The sequence below is a fragment of the Streptomyces sp. NPDC111516 genome (assembly GCF_055635345.1).
The window spans coordinates 830,070-847,470 of sequence record NZ_JBVKBV010000001.1; the positions used below are offsets into that span (position 1 = coordinate 830,070).

Below are 17,401 nucleotides of genomic sequence, written 5' to 3' on the forward strand. Positions count from 1 at the left end.
CCGCGGGCGTGCTCCGCGGAACAGAGTTGGCCGGAGTCCACCGGGTGGTTCGGTGGCCGCCGCACTCATTTGCCCCGGGGCGAATCGGTCACCGTGACCGTCACCGTGACCGTCGGCCGTGCGGTGCCGGTGCCGCCGCCCAGGGGCGGATTCGCCGCGCCGGTCGACGGTGCGGCGGTGCAGTCGCCCAGCACATCTGCCCGGAAGACGACTTTGCCGCCGGCATTCGCGGTCAGGTCGCCCCGCACGCACCGCCCGTCGAGCTCCTGGGTCACGTTGCCGTTGATCGTGATGTCCTTGCCGTCCCGGGTCCTTCCGACGCAGTCGACGTCCGCGATCCGGCGCACGGAGGCGGCGGGCGACGCGCCCCCGGTCCGGCCCGCGACGGTGTCGGCCGTGCAGTTGAGCCACTGGACACCGACCCCGTTGCGCTCCAGGGCACTGGTGGCGGTCCGGTCTGTGGTCACGGCGATGGATGCGGAGTTCAGCCCGTCCACGGGCTCACAGGCCACCACACCGGCGGCCGCCGCGCCCGCGAGTGCGGACGCGGCCAGAAAGCGACGGGTCCTTCTCCGACCCCATGCCCTTGATGTCCCCATACGGGCAGCTTCCCACCGTTCCCCCACCCAACGGTAGACGGCTTGCGGCCACACCGGAGTTGGCGCCGGAGCGCGGGAGGGGGCTCACGACCAGCGGCCGGTGCGCCCCAGCAGCAGTGCCGTCGCCGCCGTGCCCGCCGTCGAGGTGCGCAGGACGGACGTTCCGAGCCGGCAGGTGCGGGCGCCCGCCCCGGCGAAGACCGCCAGTTCGTCCGGCGACACACCGCCCTCGGGGCCGACGACCAGCACGATCTCGCCCTGGGTGGGGAGTTGGACGGTGGCCAGCGGCTCGCTGTCGTGCTCCCGGTCCTCGTGCAGGACGGCAGCGAAGTCCGCCGTGGCCAGAAGCGCGGCAATCTGTTTGGTCGTCATCGCGTCCGCCACCTCGGGGAAGCGCACCCGGCGCGACTGCTTGCCGGCCTCCCGGGCGGTGTTGCGCCATTTCGCGAGGGACTTGAGGCCGCGATCGCCCTTCCACTGCGTGATGCAGCGGGAGGCCTGCCAGGGCACGATCGCGTCGACACCGGTCTCCGTCATCGTCTCGACGGCGACCTCGCCGCGGTCGCCCTTGGGCAGGGCCTGGACGACGGTGACACGGGGCGTGGGCCACGGCTCCTCGCGGACCGTCACCAGGTCCATGACCACGAGCCGGTCCTTGCCCTCGGCGGCCCTGACGACCCCTCGCGTCCACCGGCCGTGGCCATCCGTCAGCACGACGTCCTCACCGGCGCGCAGCCGCTTGACCGATACGGCGTGCCGTCCCTCGGATCCTTCCAGGACGAACTCGGGCCCGTCGGGGACCCGTTCGACGACGAAGACCGGTGCGGTCACTGCGTACTCCCTGTGTTCACGGCCGTCCGTGCGGCGTCCAGTTCCTCGACGAGCAGTTCGATCAGCCGGCCGGCGGGCAGCTCGCGGGCCAGCCGGTGCCCCTGGCCCGCCCACAGGGCCATGCCCTGGGCGTCGCCGGCCTTGGCCGCCGCCTTGCGCAGACCGGCGGTCAGATAGTGGACCTGCGGGTAGGCCGCGGGGGCGTACGGGCCGTGCTCGCGCATGAAGCGGTTGACCAGGCCGCGGGCCGGGCGGCCGGAGAAGGCCCGGGTCAGGTCGGTCCGTACGAACAGCGGGTTGGTCAGCGCCTGCTTGTGCAGCGGATTCGCACCGGACTCGGGGCAGACCAGGAACGCCGTGCCGAGCTGCGCCGCCTCCGCGCCCGCGGCAAGCACCGCCGTGATCTGGGAGCCGCGCATCAGCCCGCCGGCGGCGATGATCGGCACCTGTACGGTCTCGCGGACCTGGGCCACCAGGGAGAGGACTCCGATCCCGGTGCCGTCGGTCTGCGGGTCGTCGCGATGGGTGGACTGGTGGCCGCCCGCCTCTATGCCCTGGACGCAGACCGCGTCGGCGCCCGCCCACTGGGCGGCCTGGGCCTCCTCGGGCGTGGTGACCGTCACGACGGTGTACGTGCCGACCCCGGCGAACGCGTCGAGGGTGTCCCGGGTCGGGCAGCCGAAGGTGAACGAGACGGCCGGGACCGGGTCCTCCAGGAGGATCGCGAGTTTGGCGTCGTAGTTGTCGTCGCCGCCGGAGTCCGGGTCGCCGAGCGGCGTCTCGTACCAGGCGGCCTCACCGGCGAGTTGATGCCGGTACACCTCGACGGCGCTCGGATCGGCGAGTGCGGGCTGTGGCATGAAGAGATTGACGCCGAAGGGCCGGCCGGTCAGCCCGCGCAACTGCTTGATCTCGTGGTACATGCCGTCCGCCGTCTTGTACCCGGCGGCGAGGAAGCCGAGGCCGCCCGCTTCGGCGACGGCCGCGACGAGCTGCGGACAGGAGGCACCCCCTGCCATCGGGGCCGCCACGATCGGATACCGGCAGAGATCGGTCAACACGGATGACATGACCGCATCGTGTCACGTCCCACGCACCTCGGCGTGCTCAGCCCCGGGTCCTCTTTGTCCTTAAATCTGTCCTCGAACGCCGGACGGCTCGGCAAACGAGCCCGTCCGGCGTTCAGGAACAGCGTTCAGGGACGGTACGCAGGAACCGGTACGCAGGAAAGATGCACAGGAACGGTGGACGAATCCGTGTGCACGAACCTGTACGGGGACCGTCAGCGGCCGTTGAAGGCGTCCTTCAGACGGGAGAACAGCCCCTGCTGCCCGGGCTGGAACTGGCCGGTGGGCCGCTCCTCGCCGCGCAGCTTCGCGAGGTCCCGGAGCAGTCGCTCCTGTTCCGGGTCCAGCTTCGTCGGGGTCATGACCTCGACGTGCACGATCAGATCCCCGCGCCCGCCGCCCCGCAGATGCGTGATGCCGCGGCCGTGCAGCGGGACCGACTGGCCCGACTGCGTGCCGGGCCGGATGTCGACCTCCTCCAGGCCGTCGAGCGTCTCCAGCGGCACCTTGGTGCCTAGCGCGCCCGCCGTCATGGGGATGGTGACCGTGCAGTGCAGATCGTCGCCGCGGCGCTGGAACACCGAGTGCGGCAGCTCATGGATCTCCACGTACAGGTCGCCGGCCGGGCCGCCACCGGGGCCGACCTCGCCCTCGCCCGCGAGCTGGATGCGGGTGCCGTTGTCGACACCGGCGGGGATCTTCACGGTGAGCGTGCGCCGCGACCGGATACGGCCGTCGCCGGCGCACTCCGGGCACGGGGTCGGCACGACCGTACCGAAGCCCTGGCACTGCGGGCAGGGCCGCGAGGTCATGACCTGGCCCAGGAAGGACCGGGTGACCTGGGAAACCTCACCGCGGCCGCGGCACATGTCGCAGGTCTGGGCGGAGGTGCCGGGTGCGGCGCCCTCGCCACTGCAGGTCGTACAGACGACGGCCGTGTCGACCTGGATGTCCTTCGTGGTGCCGAACGCGGCCTCGGCGAGATCGATCTCCAGCCGGATCATCGCGTCCTGGCCGCGCCGGGTGCGCGAACGGGGCCCGCGCTGCGACGACGTACCGAAGAACGCGTCCATGATGTCGGAGAAGTTGCCGAAGCCACCCTGTCCGAATCCGCCCGCGCCACCGCCGCCGGAGGCGGACAGCGGATCGCCGCCCAGGTCGTAGACCTGCTTCTTCTGCGCGTCCGACAACACCTCGTAGGCGGCGTTGATCTCCTTGAACCGCTCCTGGGTCTTCGGATCGGGATTGACATCCGGATGCAGCTCGCGAGCGAGCCGCCGGAATGCCTTCTTGATCTCGTCCTGAGATGCGTCGCGGCGCACGCCGAGTACGGCGTAGTAGTCCGTGGCCACTTACGACTCCGCCAGGATCTGTCCGACGTAACGTGCCACTGCGCGTACCGCTCCCATCGTTCCGGGGTAGTCCATGCGGGTCGGTCCGACCACGCCGAGTTTGGCGACTGCCTCGTCGCCCGAACCGTAGCCGACCGCGACGACGGACGTGGAGTTGAGCCCCTCGTGGGCGTTCTCGTGCCCGATTCGTACGGTCATGCCTGAGTCCTTGGCCTCGCCGAGCAGCTTCAGCAGCACGACCTGCTCCTCCAGTGCTTCCAGCACCGGCCGGATCATCACAGGGAAGTCGTGCCCGAAGCGGGTGAGGTTGGAGGTGCCGCCGATCATCAGCCGCTCCTCCGTCTCCTCGACGAGGGTTTCGAGCAGGGTGGAGAGCACGGTGGAGACCGTTCCCCGGTCCTCGCTCTCGAATGATTCCGGCAGATCCTGCACCAGCTGCGGGACATCCGCAAAGCGGCGCCCGACGACCCGGCTGTTGAGCCGGGCCCGCAGGTCGGCGAGAGACGTCTCACCGAACGGGGCGGGGCAGTCGATCATGCGCTGTTCGACCCGGCCGGTGTCCGTGATCAGCACGAGCATCAGCCGGGCGGACGCCAGCGACAGCAGCTCCACATGCCGCACCGTGGACCGGGTCAGCGAGGGGTACTGCACGATGGCGACCTGCCGGGTCAGCTGCGCGAGCAGCCGTACGGTACGGCCCACGACGTCGTCGAGGTCGACCGCGCCGTCGAGGAAGTTGTGAATGGCACGGCGTTCCGGCGACGAGAGCGGCTTGACACCCGCGAGCTTGTCGACGAAGAGCCGGTAGCCCTTGTCCGTCGGGATGCGTCCCGCACTGGTGTGGGGCTGGGCGATGAATCCCTCGTCCTCCAGCACCGCCATGTCGTTGCGGACGGTGGCCGGGGAGACCCCCAGCTTGTGCCGCTCGGTGAGTGCTTTGGAACCCACGGGCTCCTCGGTGCCGACATAGTCCTGGACGATGGCGCGCAGCACTTCGAGTCTGCGTTCGCTGAGCATCGCGCACACCTCCAGCTGTGTTCCTCGGTGGTTCTCGGGCCGTTCCTGGTTCATTCCCAGGAATCCGCCTGGCACTCTGTCGTCGCGAGTGCCAGCAATCCCCCGGTCAGTGTACGGCGGCCGAGTGGGGGCCGAGCAAGGGCGACCGGCCACGCTACCTCGGGACCGCGCAGGTCGTTGCCGATAGCGTCGCGGTATGGATGCCTCTTGGGAAGAGTTCGGCTGGGAGCGACTCGGTCACGGAATGGGCCGGCGGCGCCTTCCCGGATGGGATGCGACCGTCGCACTGGTCCTCGGGACGGAGGGAGTTCTGCTCTACGACACCGGATCGACACTTCGCGAAGGCGCCGAAGTACGGGCTCAGGCGGAGGCCCTGCTCGGCCGCAAGGTGACGCATATCGCACTCAGCCACCCGCACTTCGACCATGTACTGGGCACCGCGGCGTTCTCCGGCGCCCAGGTGTACGGGGCGGTCGGCATGGCGGGCCTGCTGAAGTCCGGAACGGACGCCCTGTACGCCTCCGCGGTACGCCACGGGGTGTCCGAGCACGACGCGGCGGAGGCCACCGGTGTCGTGGTGGCGCCGCACCACGAGGTGTGCGGTGAGTGGACGCTCGATCTGGGGGGCGGCCGCCAGGTGCTGCTGGCGAACGTGGGCCCCGCCCACAGCGGCCACGACCTGGCCGCGCTCGTGCCCGGTTCCCCCGCGGTGGTGCTCTGCGGGGACCTGGTCGAGGAGTCCGGCGAACCGCAGGCGGGCCGGGACGCGGTCCCGTCGTGCTGGCCGGCCGCGCTGGACCGGCTGCTGGAACTCGGGGGCGAGGACGCGGTGTACGTGCCCGGGCACGGGGCGGTGGTGGACGCGGCGTTCGTCAGGGGGCAGCGTGACCGGCTGGCCGCCCTCTTCGGCGTGTCGTGACCGGTTCCCGTCCTATCGTCTTCCGATGCGCAGCTACCAACCGGACCTGACCCCGCCGTGGAAGAGGTCCGTCCCCGTTCCCGAGGTCCCCGCCGAGCCCGATCTGGTCGTGGAGGAGGTCTCCACCGGATTCTGCGGTGCGGTGATCCGCTGCGAGAAGATGGCCGAGGGGCCGACGGTGACCCTGGAGGACCGTTTCGGCAAGCACCGGGTGTTCCCGATGGAACCGCGCGGCTTCCTGCTGGAGGGCCGGGTGGTCACGCTCGTACGGCCGTCGGCCGCCGCGCCCGTACGCCCGGCGCGCACGGCCTCGGGCTCGGTCGCGGTCCCCGGGGCGCGCGCCCGGGTCGCGCGGGCTGGCCGGATCTATGTGGAGGGCCGCCACGACGCGGAGTTGGTCGAGCGGGTCTGGGGCGACGATCTGCGGATCGAGGGCGTGGTCGTCGAATACCTGGAAGGCATCGACGACCTCCCGGCCGTCGTGCGCGAATTCTCCCCCGGCCCGGATGCCAGGCTGGGCGTCCTGGTCGACCACCTGGTTCCCGGCTCCAAGGAGTCCCGGATCGCGGACCAGGTCTCGGACGCGAACGTGCTGGTGGTCGGCCACCCCTACATCGACGTGTGGGAGGCGGTGAAGCCGTCGTCCGTGGGGATCGCCGCCTGGCCGGTGATCCCGCGCGGCCAGGACTGGAAGACGGGCGTGTGCCGCGCGCTGGGCTGGGAGGAGAACACGGGCGCGGCCTGGCAGCGAATCCTGTCCACGGTGCGCTCGTACCGGGATCTGGAGCCGGCCCTGCTGGGCTCCGTGGAACACCTGATCGACTTCGTGACGGCGCCGGTGGAGAGCCCCTCCGGCGCTTGAGAGGAGCGGGGATCCGGGTGCACCCGGATCCCCGCCGTGCGCCGCCCGGCCGCCCTCATCAGTCGACCAGATCCCGCACCACCGCGTCCGCCAACAACCGCCCCCGCAGCGTGAGCACCGCCCGCCCCTCCCCGTACGGCGTCGGCTCCAGCAGTCCGTCCTCCACCGCCCGCCCCGCCGCGGCCAGCCCCGCCGGTGCCAGCAGTGACAACGGGCACCCGTCCACGAGCCGCAGCTCCAGCAGGATCCGCTCGACCCGCCGGTCCTCCGCGGAGAGGATCTCGCGTCCGGCCCCCGGCGACCGCCCCTCGGCCAGCGCCTGCGCGTACGCCCCCGGATGCTTCACGTTCCACCAGCGCACCCCGCCCACATGGCTGTGCGCCCCGGGACCGGCACCCCACCAGTCGGCGCCCCGCCAGTACAGCTCGTTGTGCAGGCACCGGCCCTCGGGCGTGCGGGACCAGTTCGACACCTCGTACCAGGAGAAGCCCGCGGCGGCCATCGCCTCGTCCGCGATCAGGTACCGGTCCGCGTGGGCGTCGTCATCGGTCATCGGGATCTCGCCGCGCCGGATCCGCCGCGCAAGCTGCGTGCCCTCCTCGACGATCAGCGCGTACGCCGACACGTGGTCCGGCCCCGCCCCGATCGCCGCGTCCAGCGAGGCGCGCCAGTCGTCGTCGGACTCCCCGGGCGTGCCGTAGATCAGATCGAGGTTGACGTGCTCGAAGCCCGCCTGCCGCGCCTCGGCGACACAGGCCTCGGGCCGGCCCGGCGTGTGCGTGCGGTCCAGGATCCTCAGCACGTGCTGCCGCGCGCTCTGCATCCCGAACGAGACCCGGTTGAAGCCGCCCTCGCGCAGCTCGGCCAGATAAGCCGGATCGACGGATTCCGGGTTGGCCTCGGTGGTGATCTCGGCATCGTCCGCGAGCCCGAACTCGTCCCGGATCGCGCCCAGCATCCGGACCAGGTCCCCGGCGGCCAGCAGGGTCGGCGTGCCGCCGCCGACGAAGACCGTACGGACCCGACGCGGATCGTCGCCGAGGACCTTGCGGGCCTGGCGGACCTCGCCGATCAGGTGGGCGGCGTAGTTGTCCCGGGAGGCCAGCGCACCGCCGGAACCGCGCAGCTCGGTGGCGGTGTAGGTGTTGAAGTCGCAGTAGCCGCAGCGGGTCGCGCAGTAGGGCACATGCAGGTAGAAGCCGAGCGGCCGGTCGGCGGCGCCTTCCAGGGCATGGCGGGGCAGCGCCCCGTCGTCGGGTACGGGTTCACCATCGGGCAGTACGGAAGGCATACCGCCCATTGTCGCTCGCCGCCGAGGAACCCCGGGCCACGTCCGTGATCACGGAAGCCGCCCGGGCCCGGACGCATGGCTTCAGCCCGCCTGCAGCACCAGCAGCGCCAGATCGTCATCGGGCGGCCGCTCGGCGAATTCGTGCACGGCCCGCTTGATGCGGTCCGCGATCCCGTCCGCTGACAGCCCGGCGCAGTCGGCCAGCGCCCGGGCCAGACCGTCCCCGTCGTCGAACATCAGCGCCCCGGAGCGCCGCTCCGTCACGCCGTCCGTGACGCACAGCAGGCTGTCGCCCGGTGCCAGGTCGAAGCTCTGGCTCTCGTACGCGACGTCGTCGAAGATCCCGAGCAGCATCTGCGGCTCGGCGGCCGGGCGCACCTCGCCGTCGGGCCGCAGCAGCAGCGGCAGCGGGTGGCCGGCACTGGCCACGGTGCAGCGCACGCCGCCGTCGGGCAGCGGCACCAGTTCCCCGTACAGCAGGGAGAGGAAGCGTGACTGCCCGGTGTCCGCCGTCTGCTGCCCGCCCGCCGCGGCCACCATGAGAGCGGCCGCCTCGGCGGCCTCCATCGCATCGTCGAGGAGCAGCCGGTTGAGCCGGTCCAGCACCTCGCCGACGCCGAAACCCTCACGCGCCAGCAGCCGCAGCCAGGGCCGGGCCAGGCCGGTGACGACGGCGGCTTCGGGGCCGCTGCCCTGGACGTCGCCGAGGACGAAGCACCAGCGGTCGCCGGGGCACGGGAAGATGTCGTAGAAGTCTCCGCCGACGACCCCGTCGTCGCTGGGTTCGTACACCAGTGAGCTGGTGACGCCGGGTATGTCGGCGACCTTGCTGGGCAGCAGGGCGCGTTGCAGGATGCGGCTGATGGTGGCCTGCCGGGTGTAGGCGCGGGCGGCACCGACGGCGAGGCCGACACGGCGTACGAAGTCCTCGATCAGGGCGGTCACTTCGTCGGGGACGCGTGCCGTTCCCTCGCGGCCGAGGAGCACGGCGCCGAGTGTCCGGCCGCCCGAGGTGATCCGGTAGGCGAGAGCGGACTCGGGGCGCTCGTCGGCCTTCTCGCCGTCCTCCTCTCCCTCGGGCCAGGGCAGCGAGACGGGCCCGGTGCCCACCCGCTCGGGCAGCCGGATCGGGTCCTGCTCCAGCAGCGTGCGCAGCCGGCCGGTCTCGGCCTCGTCGCGGTGCCAGACGCTGGCGAGCCGGGGCACTGCCGCGGGACCGCCGTTCTCGGGTTCCAGCCAGATCGCGCACCAGTCGGCGAGTCTGGGCACCAGTAACTGACCGGCGAGCGCCGCCACGATGTCCTCGTCGAGCTGGCCGGCGAGCAGGTCCGAGGCCTCGGCGAGGAACGAGAGCGCGCCGCGGCCCGCCCAGTCCGCGCCGTCGCGCAGGGCCCGCCGGGCACTGGGGGCGAGCAGTTCGGCGGCGCGCAGCCCCTGCGCGAATCCGGGCTCGCCGGACGGTTCGGGGAACGGGTTCCAGTCGTCGACGGGGAGCCGGGCCCAGACGGTCTTGAGGCCGGTGCGGTAGGTGATGCCCCAACGCTCGGCGAGGGTGCCGACGAGCTGGAGTCCGCGACCGTACTCGGCGGGATCGGCGGAGCCGGTGGTGACCCCGCTCTCCGCCGCGTCGTCCGGGCCGCCGTCCTCCGAACGTTCGCTGCGCACGGCACGGGCCGGGTGGTGGTCGGAGACCTCCAGCACCAGGGCCGCGGCCTCGTCCTCGGTGGCCTCCTCCAGCCGGCACAGCAGCTCGACATTGGTCCCGGCGTGCACGACCGCGTTGGTGACCAGCTCGCTGACGACGACCGCCGCGTCGTCGGCCAGCCGCTCGCTGAAGCCCACGGCCGCCGGCAGTCCGAGCCCGCTCCATTCGCTGAGCGCCGCCTGGACGAACCGGCGGCCGGCGGAGGGTGCGAGCAGGTTTCCGGGCAGGGACGTACGTGCGACGGGCCGTGCGTCCGCATGGCCGACGGTGTTGCCGGGACGTTGAACGATGTCCCGCTGCAAGGGAATGGGCCCCACGGTGCAGCTCCTGACCTGTTCTCGCTCTGTCTGTTCTCGTTCTGTCTGTCTGTTCTCACTGGGCGCCACTGACGACACCGACAGAGTGACAGATTGACCATGCCCATAAGCGACGAGTTGCCGAAGTGAGCGGAGAAAGTGAGCGGAGCGGGACAGGGGCGGCCGCACCGTGCGGCCGCCGCCCGAGGATCTGTGTTATGCCTCGCGGGTCCCCGCGTACATGTCGTCGATGAGGCCCTTGTACTCGCGCTCGACGACCGGCCGCTTCAGTTTGAGACTGGGCGTCAGCTCGCCGTGCTCGATGTCGAGATCGCGGGGCAGCAGCCGGAACTTCTTGACGGTCTGCCAGCGCTGCAGCCCCTCGTTGAGCCGCCTCACATAGCCCTCGATGAGCGCGACGGTCTGCGGGGAGGCCACCACCTCGGCGTACGGCTTCCCGCCCAGACCGTTCTCGGCGGCCCAGCCGAGGATGGTCGGCTCGTCGAGTGCGATCAGGGCGGTGCAGAAGTTACGGTCCGCGCCGTGCACCAGGATGTTGGAGACGAACGGGCAGACCGCCTTGAACTGTCCTTCGACCTCCGCCGGGGCGATGTACTTGCCGCCGGACGTCTTGATGAGGTCCTTCTTGCGGTCGGTGATCCGGAGGTAGCCGTCCACGGACAGCTCTCCGATGTCACCGGTGTGGAACCAGCCGTCCGCCTCCAGCACCTCGGCGGTCTTCTCCGGCAGCCCCTGGTAGCCCTCCATCAGGCCGGGGCCGCGCAGCAGGATCTCACCGTCGTCGGCGATCCGTACCTCGGTACCGGGGAGGGGCTTGCCGACGGTGCCGGTGCGGTAGGCCTCGCCCGGGTTGACGAAGGAGGCGGCGCTGGACTCGGTGAGGCCGTAACCCTCCAGGATGTGGATCCCGGCGCCCGCGAAGAAGTAGCCGATGTCGGGGGCGAGTGCCGCGGAGCCGGAGATACAGGCACGCAGCCGGCCGCCGAAGGCCTCCCGGATCTTGGCGAAGACGAGGGTGTCGGCGACCTTGTGCTTGGCACCGAGTGCGAACGGGACGGAGGCCGTGCCGGTGTGCCGGAAGTTGTCCTGCGAGACCGTCGCGTACTCGCGGGCGACCCCGGCCGCCCACTGGAAGATCTTGTACTTGGCCCCGCCACCGGCCCGCGCCTTGGCGGCGACACCGTTGTAGACCTTCTCGAAGATACGGGGGACGGCGGCCATGTACGTCGGCTGGACCACCGGCAGATTCTCGATGATCTTGTCGACCCGGCCGTCGACGGCGGTGACGTGACCGACCTCGATCTGGCCGGAGGTGAGGACCTTGCCGAAGACGTGCGCGAGCGGCAGCCAGAGGTACTGGACGTCCTCCTTGCCGATCATGCCGGTCGCCACGGTGGCCTTGGCCATGTAGGACCAGTTGTCGTGCGGCAGGCGCACGCCCTTGGGACGGCCCGTGGTGCCCGAGGTGTAGATCAGCGTGGCGAGCTGGTCGGCCGTGATGGCGGCGACCCGCTCCTTGACCGCGTCGGGGTGCTTCGCCAGGTACTCGGCGCCGCGGGCCTCCAGGTCGGCGAGGGTGAGCACCCAGCCCTCGGGGTCGCCCTCGGCGGGCCCGGCGTCCTCGGGGTCGATGACGACGGCGTGGGCGAGGTTCGGCAGCTCGGCGCGGCGCTCGCGGGCCTTGGCCAGCTGGACGGCGTCCTCGGCGATCAGCACCCGGCTCTCGGAGTCGGAGAGGATGAACGCCGACTCCTCGGCGTTGGTCGACGGGTAGATCGTGGTGGTGGCGGCGCCCGCGCACATCACACCGAGGTCGACGAGGATCCATTCCACCCGGGTGCTGGCGGCGAGCGCGATCCGCTCCTCCGGCTGAACGCCCAGACCGATCAGCCCTGCCGCGATGGCGTACACGCGCTCGGCGGCCTGCGCCCAGCTCAGCGACTTCCACTCATCGGGCCCCTCGCCGGCGGCCGAAGGGACGGGGTAGCGGTAGGCCTCCCCGTCCGGGGTGGCCGCCACGCGGTCGACGAAGAGGTTCGCCACGGAGGGCGGTCGGTTATCGATCAAGGTCTGTGTGTCGCTCACGACATCCTCCGGGCCTGCGGCAGTGCTTCACGACCGGCTGCTTGTTCCTGTTGGCTGCTGCTTGTTCCTGTGCGTGTCCTGCGTACGTCTGCGTTTCTGTCCTGCGCTACCTGGCCTGTGGTTGTGGCCTGCGGTGCTCGATCCCGCTTGCTTAACTGGCGAGTAACTACGAAGCCGTGATCAGGGTAGAGCGCGCGCGTCCGCCGCGTAAGAGGCAACGAGCCGCCGCTTCATAACAAACGGGCCCCTGTGTCGCAGTGCGCTGCGACACAGGGGCCCGTTGGGCTGCCACCTGGTAGGGGCGGGCCGGAGCCGGGTTGCAGGTCCGATCCGATCCGGCGCCGGAGCCGGGGTGCGGGCCGGAACCGGGAGCCGGTCCTCGGTCTCGCGGCGGGGCTACTTCTTGCCCTTGCCGTCCCCGCCCGACTCGTCCGTCGACAGCACGGCGATGAAGGCCTCCTGCGGCACCTCCACATTGCCGACCATCTTCATCCGCTTCTTGCCTTCCTTCTGCTTCTCCAGCAGCTTCCGCTTACGGGAGATGTCACCGCCGTAGCACTTGGCGAGGACGTCCTTGCGGATGGCGCGGACCGTCTCACGGGCGATGACCCGGGAGCCGATGGCGGCCTGGATCGGCACCTCGAAGTTCTGCCGCGGGATCAGCTCGCGCAGCTTGGCGACGAGCCGCACGCCATACGCGTACGCCTTGTCCTTGTGCGTGACGGCGGAGAACGCGTCGACCTTGTCGCCGTGCAGCAGGATGTCGACCTTGACGAGCTGGGCGGACTGCTCGCCGGTGGGCTCGTAGTCGAGGGAGGCATAGCCCCGGGTCTTGGACTTCAGCTGGTCGAAGAAGTCGAAGACGATCTCGGCGAGCGGCAGGGTGTAGCGGATCTCGACCCGGTCCTCGGAGAGGTAGTCCATGCCGAGGAGGGTGCCGCGCCGGTTCTGGCAGAGCTCCATGATCGCGCCGATGAACTCGCTGGGGGCCAGGACCGTGGCGCGCACGACGGGCTCGTGCACCTTGTCGATCTTGCCCTCGGGGAATTCGCTCGGATTGGTGACGGTGTGCTCGGTGCCGTCCTCCATCTCGACGCGGTAGACCACGTTGGGGGCGGTGGCGATGAGTTCGAGACCGAATTCGCGTTCCAGCCGCTCGCGGATCACATCGAGGTGGAGCAGGCCGAGGAAGCCGACGCGGAAGCCGAAGCCGAGCGCGGCGGAGGTCTCCGGCTCGTACACCAGGGCGGCGTCGTTGAGCTGGAGCTTGTCGAGCGCCTCGCGCAGGTCCGGGTAGTCCGAGCCGTCCAGCGGGTACAGGCCCGAGAACACCATCGGCTTCGGGTCCTTGTAGCCGCCCAGCGCCTCGGTCGCGCCCTTGTTCAGGGAGGTGATGGTGTCACCGACCTTGGACTGCCGGACGTCCTTCACGCCGGTGATGATGTAGCCCACCTCGCCCACGCCGAGGCCGTCGGCCGGGGTCATCTCCGGGGAGGAGACCCCGATCTCCAGCAGCTCGTGGGTGGCGCCGGTGGACATCATCCTGATGCGCTCGCGCTTGTTGAGCTGGCCGTCGACGACACGGACGTACGTGACGACACCGCGGTACGAGTCGTAGACCGAGTCGAAGATCATCGCGCGGGCGGGGGCGTCGGCCTTGCCGACCGGGGCCGGGACGTCCTTGACCACGCGGTCGAGCAGCGCTTCCACACCGAGGCCGGTCTTCGCCGAGACCTTGAGCACGTCCTCCGGCTGGCAGCCGATGAGGTTGGCCAGTTCCTCGGAGAACTTCTCCGGCTGCGCGGCCGGCAGGTCGATCTTGTTGAGGACCGGGACGATGGTGAGGTCGTTCTCCATCGCCAGGTAGAGGTTGGCCAGCGTCTGGGCCTCGATGCCCTGCGCGGCGTCGACGAGCAGGATCGTGCCCTCGCAGGCGGCGAGCGAACGGGAGACCTCATAGGTGAAGTCCACGTGGCCCGGAGTGTCGATCATGTTGAGGACATGGGTGCGGCCCTGGTCCTCACCCGTTTCGGGCGCCCAGGGCAGACGTACCGCCTGGGACTTGATGGTGATACCGCGCTCGCGCTCGATGTCCATCCGGTCGAGGTACTGAGCGCGCATCTGCCGCTGGTCGACCACGCCCGTCAGCTGAAGCATCCGGTCGGCAAGGGTCGACTTGCCGTGGTCGATGTGCGCGATGATGCAGAAGTTGCGGATCAGCGCCGGGTCGGTACGGCTCGGCTCGGGCACGTGGGTAGGAGTCGCGGGCACGCAGGGTCCTGATTCTTGAGACGCCGAACGCCGTGTCTCGGGTCGATGTCGGTTCGGTCGGATCGATACGTAGCCTCCATCGTCCCATGGTTGTGGGGCGGAGACCGGTTTGGGCCGGTCGGAGCGGGACTGGTACCGTTGACAGCTGTGCCTCGCGACCCTCTCGGGCCGTGCGGCGCACATCGGAGATCCAACGAACCTGAAAAGGCTCTTTCGTGGCGAACATCAAGTCCCAGATCAAGCGGAACAAGACGAACGAGAAGGCGCGCCTGCGCAACAAGGCCGTCAAGTCCTCGCTCAAGACCGCTATCCGCAAGGCCCGTGAGGCTGCCGCCGCCGGTGACGTCGAGAAGGCCACCACGGCCGCTCGCGACGCCTCCCGCGCGCTCGACAAGGCCGTCTCGAAGGGTGTCATCCACAAGAACGCCGCCGCCAACAAGAAGTCGGCGCTGGCCTCCAAGGTTGCCTCCCTCCAGGGCTGAGCATTCTGAGTAACCGCCGGAACGGACCAGCGGGCCCTCTCTCCCGCCCCTGACCGGCCCCCGCGCCGCACACCGAACCTGCGTTCGCCACGCGGGTGCGGCGCACCGAGTGTGATCCGAAGGCCCTGGCCGCCGCTCTCCCCAGAGCGAGGCCGGGGCCTTCGGCTTACTCCCTCTGCTCAGCCCGCCCGGCACGCGTCATGTTTTTTGCGGTCCGGCTACCGCTCTCCTTCTGCTTCTCGCGGTCCGGCCACCCCGGCTTTCCTACCGTCCGGACCGCGCTGCCCGCGCCACCGCGACCACGGCCTTCTCCAACGCATACTCCGGATCGTCGCCACCGCCCTTGACCCCCGCGTCCGCATCCGCGACCGCTCGCAGCGCCACCGCCACGCCGTCCGGTGTCCACCCACGCATCTGCTGCCGCACGCGGTCGATCTTCCACGGGGGCATGCCCAGCTCACGGGCGAGGTCCGCGGGGCGCCCTCCGCGGGCCGAGGACAGCTTGCCGATCGCCCGTACACCCTGCGCCAGCGCGCTGGTGATCAGCACGGGCGCCACCCCGGTCGACAGCGACCAGCGCAACGCCTCCAGCGCCTCCGCCGCCCGCCCCTCCACGGCGCGATCGGCGACCGTGAAACTCGATGCCTCCGCGCGGCCCGTGTAGTAACGGGCGACGACCGCCTCGTCGACCGTGCCCTCGACATCCGCGACGAGCTGCGAGACCGCGCTCGCCAGCTCCCGCAGATCGCTGCCGATGGAATCGACCAGCGCCTGACACGCCTCCGGAGTCGCCGAGCGCCCAAGCGCCCGGAACTCCGACCGTACGAACGAGAGCCGCTCGGCCGGCTTGGTCGTCTTCGGACACGCGACCTCCCGCGCCCCGGCCTTGCGCGCCGCGTCCAGCAGCCCCTTGCCCTTGGCGCCGCCCGCGTGCAGCAGAACGAGGGTGATCTCCTCGACCGGATCACCGAGGTATGCCTTGACGTCCCTGATCGTGTCGGCGGAGAGGTCCTGCGCATTGCGCACGATCACCACCTTGCGCTCGGCGAAGAGCGACGGGCTCGTCAGCTCGGCAAGGGTGCCGGGCTGGAGCTGGTCGGAGGTGAGGTCGCGGACGTCCGTGTCGGGGTCGGAGGCGCGGGCCGCAGCCACCACGTTTTGCACGGCGCGGTCGAGGAGCAGGTCCTCCTGTCCCACGGCGAGCGTGAGGGGGGCGAGCGGATCGTCGGTGGAATTCCTTCTGGTGGCCATCGCCGTCCAGCATCCCACGCGCCACTGACAGTCGCCGGACTCCCCACCCGGACCGGGCGCCCGACGCCACCGGCTCGGCAGGGCGGGGCGAAACGGACCGCTCGGTGCACCCGGTACGGGAGAATGAGCAGGTGAGCGATGTGAGACATGTGCTGGTACTGCCCGACCGCGATGCGGCGGAGGAGGTGGCCGGAGAGCTCGGCGACCGCTTCGGGGTCACCGAGGAACCCCAGCTCGTACGCGACGCACTGGCCGGCGAGGACGATGCCGAGGACGCCCAGTGGCTGGTGATCGTGGAGGACCCGTCGGGGCGGCTGGACTCCTCGGTGCTCGACGCGTTCGCCTCGGAGTACGAGGGTTGGCTCGAAGCGCCCTAGAGGGGCACCCGGCTCAGCTCTTGGGGACGATCTGGATGTCCATGTCGATGGCGATGCTGGAGCCGACGGCCGCGATGCCGCGGGCGAGCATGGTCTGCCAGGTGAGGGTGAAGTCCTCGCGGTGCAGTTCCGTGGTGGCCCGGCAGGCGGCGCGGGTCTCGCCCTCCAAGCCGCTGCCCAGGCCGAGGTACTGGGTGTCCAGCGTGACCGTGCGGCTGACGCCGTGCAATGTGAGCGCGCCGGTCACGCCCCAGCGGGTGCCGCCGCGGTGGACGAAGCGGTCACTGTAGAACTCCAGCGTCGGGTAGCGGCCCACGTCGAGGAAGTCGCTGGAGCGCAGATGGTCGTCGCGCATCTGGACGTTCGTGTCGATCGACGCGGCATCGATGATCACGTGCATCGCCGAGTTCTCCATGTGGTCGGCGATCCGGACAGCACCCGCGAATGTGTTGAACCGGCCATGGATGCGCGCCATGCCGATGTGCCGGGCCGTGAAGCCGATCTGCGAGTGCATGGGCTCCACCTCCCACTCCCCGGGGGCGGGCAGTTGCGGGGGCGCGGCCAGTTGCAGCGTCACATCACCGAGGCTCGCGTGGCCGCCCTCTACGACCGTGGCCGCGCCGTGGAACGGGGTGAAGCCCTCAGCCGTGACGGCCAGTCGGTATTCACCGGCCGGGACGGTGGCGAGGACGCTGCCGTACGGGTCCGTCTCACCGCCGACGACCTTGCGGCCCGCGCTGTCCGTGACGACGAACTCGGCCTGCGGCACGATCTCGTTGACGGGGTCGAGCACCCGGCAACTGAGCACTCCCGCGGTGTGTGGCACCTCGAGGCCGGCGAGGGCGTTGCCGCGCACGGTTTCCGTCGCTCTCTTGCTTCCCAGCCAACGGCCGAACATCTTCTACCTACCCCCGGGGGCGATTCACCTTGGGCCCTGGCGGCTGGACGTCCTCGTCGGAGCAGCGGCCCACCGAC

Annotated in this window: 15 protein-coding genes; 4 read left to right on the top strand and 11 right to left on the bottom strand. The window is 70.6% G+C overall.

Features of this window, described 5'->3' with window-relative positions; translation table 11 throughout:
• Positions 1-65: 65 nt before the first annotated feature.
• The 5 genes from ACZ7L9_RS03950 to hrcA form a co-directional block, all read right to left on the bottom strand.
• Positions 66-599, bottom strand: a complete 534-nt coding sequence (locus ACZ7L9_RS03950; protein ID WP_471412264.1) for a hypothetical protein — start codon at positions 597-599, stop codon at positions 66-68.
• An 84-nt stretch (positions 600-683) separates the two neighbouring features.
• On the bottom strand, positions 684-1,430 hold the full coding sequence (locus ACZ7L9_RS03955) for a 16S rRNA (uracil(1498)-N(3))-methyltransferase (RefSeq protein ID WP_471412265.1): 747 nt from the start codon (positions 1,428-1,430) through the stop codon (positions 684-686).
• A complete protein-coding gene (locus tag ACZ7L9_RS03960) occupies positions 1,427-2,500 on the bottom strand; it encodes a nitronate monooxygenase (protein WP_471412267.1) in 1,074 nt (357 codons plus the stop codon). Before ACZ7L9_RS03960 ends, ACZ7L9_RS03955 begins: the two co-directional genes overlap by 4 nt.
• A 212-nt stretch (positions 2,501-2,712) precedes the next feature.
• A complete protein-coding gene (gene dnaJ, locus ACZ7L9_RS03965) occupies positions 2,713-3,849 on the bottom strand; it encodes a molecular chaperone DnaJ (protein WP_471412268.1) in 1,137 nt (378 codons plus the stop codon).
• Complete coding sequence (gene hrcA, locus ACZ7L9_RS03970; protein ID WP_471412774.1) at positions 3,850-4,866, bottom strand: heat-inducible transcriptional repressor HrcA; 1,017 nt, start codon at positions 4,864-4,866, stop codon at positions 3,850-3,852. It lies immediately after the preceding gene.
• Between the two features lie 196 nt (positions 4,867-5,062).
• Here hrcA and ACZ7L9_RS03975 point away from each other — a divergent pair, with 196 nt between their 5' ends.
• Entirely contained in the window at positions 5,063-5,785 is a 723-nt protein-coding gene (locus ACZ7L9_RS03975; protein ID WP_471412270.1) for an MBL fold metallo-hydrolase, read from the top strand.
• A 25-nt stretch (positions 5,786-5,810) separates the two neighbouring features.
• A complete protein-coding gene (locus ACZ7L9_RS03980; RefSeq protein ID WP_471412272.1) occupies positions 5,811-6,647 on the top strand; it encodes a DUF3097 domain-containing protein in 837 nt (278 codons plus the stop codon).
• Positions 6,648-6,705: 58 nt separating this feature from the next.
• Here the strand turns inward: ACZ7L9_RS03980 and hemW are convergent, their stop codons facing one another.
• The 4 genes from hemW to lepA all read right to left on the bottom strand — a co-directional run bounded on the left by hemW (position 6,706) and on the right by lepA (position 14,316).
• Positions 6,706-7,947 (bottom strand): radical SAM family heme chaperone HemW, encoded by a 1,242-nt coding sequence (gene hemW / locus ACZ7L9_RS03985; RefSeq protein ID WP_471412274.1) that lies wholly within the window; start codon positions 7,945-7,947, stop codon positions 6,706-6,708.
• 72 nt (positions 7,948-8,019) lie between these two features.
• Positions 8,020-9,945, bottom strand: a complete 1,926-nt coding sequence (locus ACZ7L9_RS03990) for a SpoIIE family protein phosphatase (RefSeq protein ID WP_471412776.1) — start codon at positions 9,943-9,945, stop codon at positions 8,020-8,022.
• Positions 9,946-10,155: 210 nt separating this feature from the next.
• Positions 10,156-12,045 (bottom strand): AMP-dependent synthetase/ligase, encoded by a 1,890-nt coding sequence (locus ACZ7L9_RS03995; protein ID WP_471412275.1) that lies wholly within the window; start codon positions 12,043-12,045, stop codon positions 10,156-10,158.
• Positions 12,046-12,441: 396 nt separating this feature from the next.
• Complete coding sequence (gene lepA / locus ACZ7L9_RS04000; RefSeq protein WP_471412277.1) at positions 12,442-14,316, bottom strand: translation elongation factor 4; 1,875 nt, start codon at positions 14,314-14,316, stop codon at positions 12,442-12,444.
• 215 nt (positions 14,317-14,531) lie between these two features.
• On the opposite strand from lepA, the gene rpsT reads away from it, so the two are divergent.
• On the top strand, positions 14,532-14,798 hold the full coding sequence (gene rpsT, locus ACZ7L9_RS04005; RefSeq protein WP_124717766.1) for a 30S ribosomal protein S20: 267 nt from the start codon (positions 14,532-14,534) through the stop codon (positions 14,796-14,798).
• Positions 14,799-15,062: 264 nt separating this feature from the next.
• Here the strand turns inward: rpsT and holA are convergent, their stop codons facing one another.
• On the bottom strand, positions 15,063-16,049 hold the full coding sequence (gene holA, locus ACZ7L9_RS04010) for a DNA polymerase III subunit delta (protein ID WP_471412279.1): 987 nt from the start codon (positions 16,047-16,049) through the stop codon (positions 15,063-15,065).
• A 131-nt stretch (positions 16,050-16,180) separates the two neighbouring features.
• Here holA and ACZ7L9_RS04015 point away from each other — a divergent pair, with 131 nt between their 5' ends.
• Positions 16,181-16,426 (top strand): hypothetical protein, encoded by a 246-nt coding sequence (locus tag ACZ7L9_RS04015; protein WP_471412281.1) that lies wholly within the window; start codon positions 16,181-16,183, stop codon positions 16,424-16,426.
• A 13-nt stretch (positions 16,427-16,439) separates the two neighbouring features.
• Here ACZ7L9_RS04015 and ACZ7L9_RS04020 read toward each other — a convergent pair whose 3' ends face one another.
• Complete coding sequence (locus ACZ7L9_RS04020) at positions 16,440-17,324, bottom strand: YceI family protein (protein WP_471412283.1); 885 nt, start codon at positions 17,322-17,324, stop codon at positions 16,440-16,442.
• Positions 17,325-17,401: the final 77 nt, after the last annotated feature.

Bases quoted from the DNA above. Each gene is read 5' to 3' on its own strand.
- holA (WP_471412279.1), bottom strand. From the start codon at position 16,049: ATGGCCACCAGAAGGAATTCCACCGACGATCCGCTCGCCCCCCTCACG.
- ACZ7L9_RS03960 (WP_471412267.1), bottom strand. From the start codon at position 2,500: ATGTCATCCGTGTTGACCGATCTCTGCCGGTATCCGATCGTGGCGGCC.
- hrcA (WP_471412774.1), bottom strand. From the start codon at position 4,866: ATGCTCAGCGAACGCAGACTCGAAGTGCTGCGCGCCATCGTCCAGGAC.
- ACZ7L9_RS04020 (WP_471412283.1), bottom strand. From the start codon at position 17,324: ATGTTCGGCCGTTGGCTGGGAAGCAAGAGAGCGACGGAAACCGTGCGC.
- ACZ7L9_RS03980 (WP_471412272.1), top strand. From the start codon at position 5,811: ATGCGCAGCTACCAACCGGACCTGACCCCGCCGTGGAAGAGGTCCGTC.
- ACZ7L9_RS03975 (WP_471412270.1), top strand. From the start codon at position 5,063: ATGGATGCCTCTTGGGAAGAGTTCGGCTGGGAGCGACTCGGTCACGGA.
- hemW (WP_471412274.1), bottom strand. From the start codon at position 7,947: ATGGGCGGTATGCCTTCCGTACTGCCCGATGGTGAACCCGTACCCGAC.
- ACZ7L9_RS03950 (WP_471412264.1), bottom strand. From the start codon at position 599: ATGGGGACATCAAGGGCATGGGGTCGGAGAAGGACCCGTCGCTTTCTG.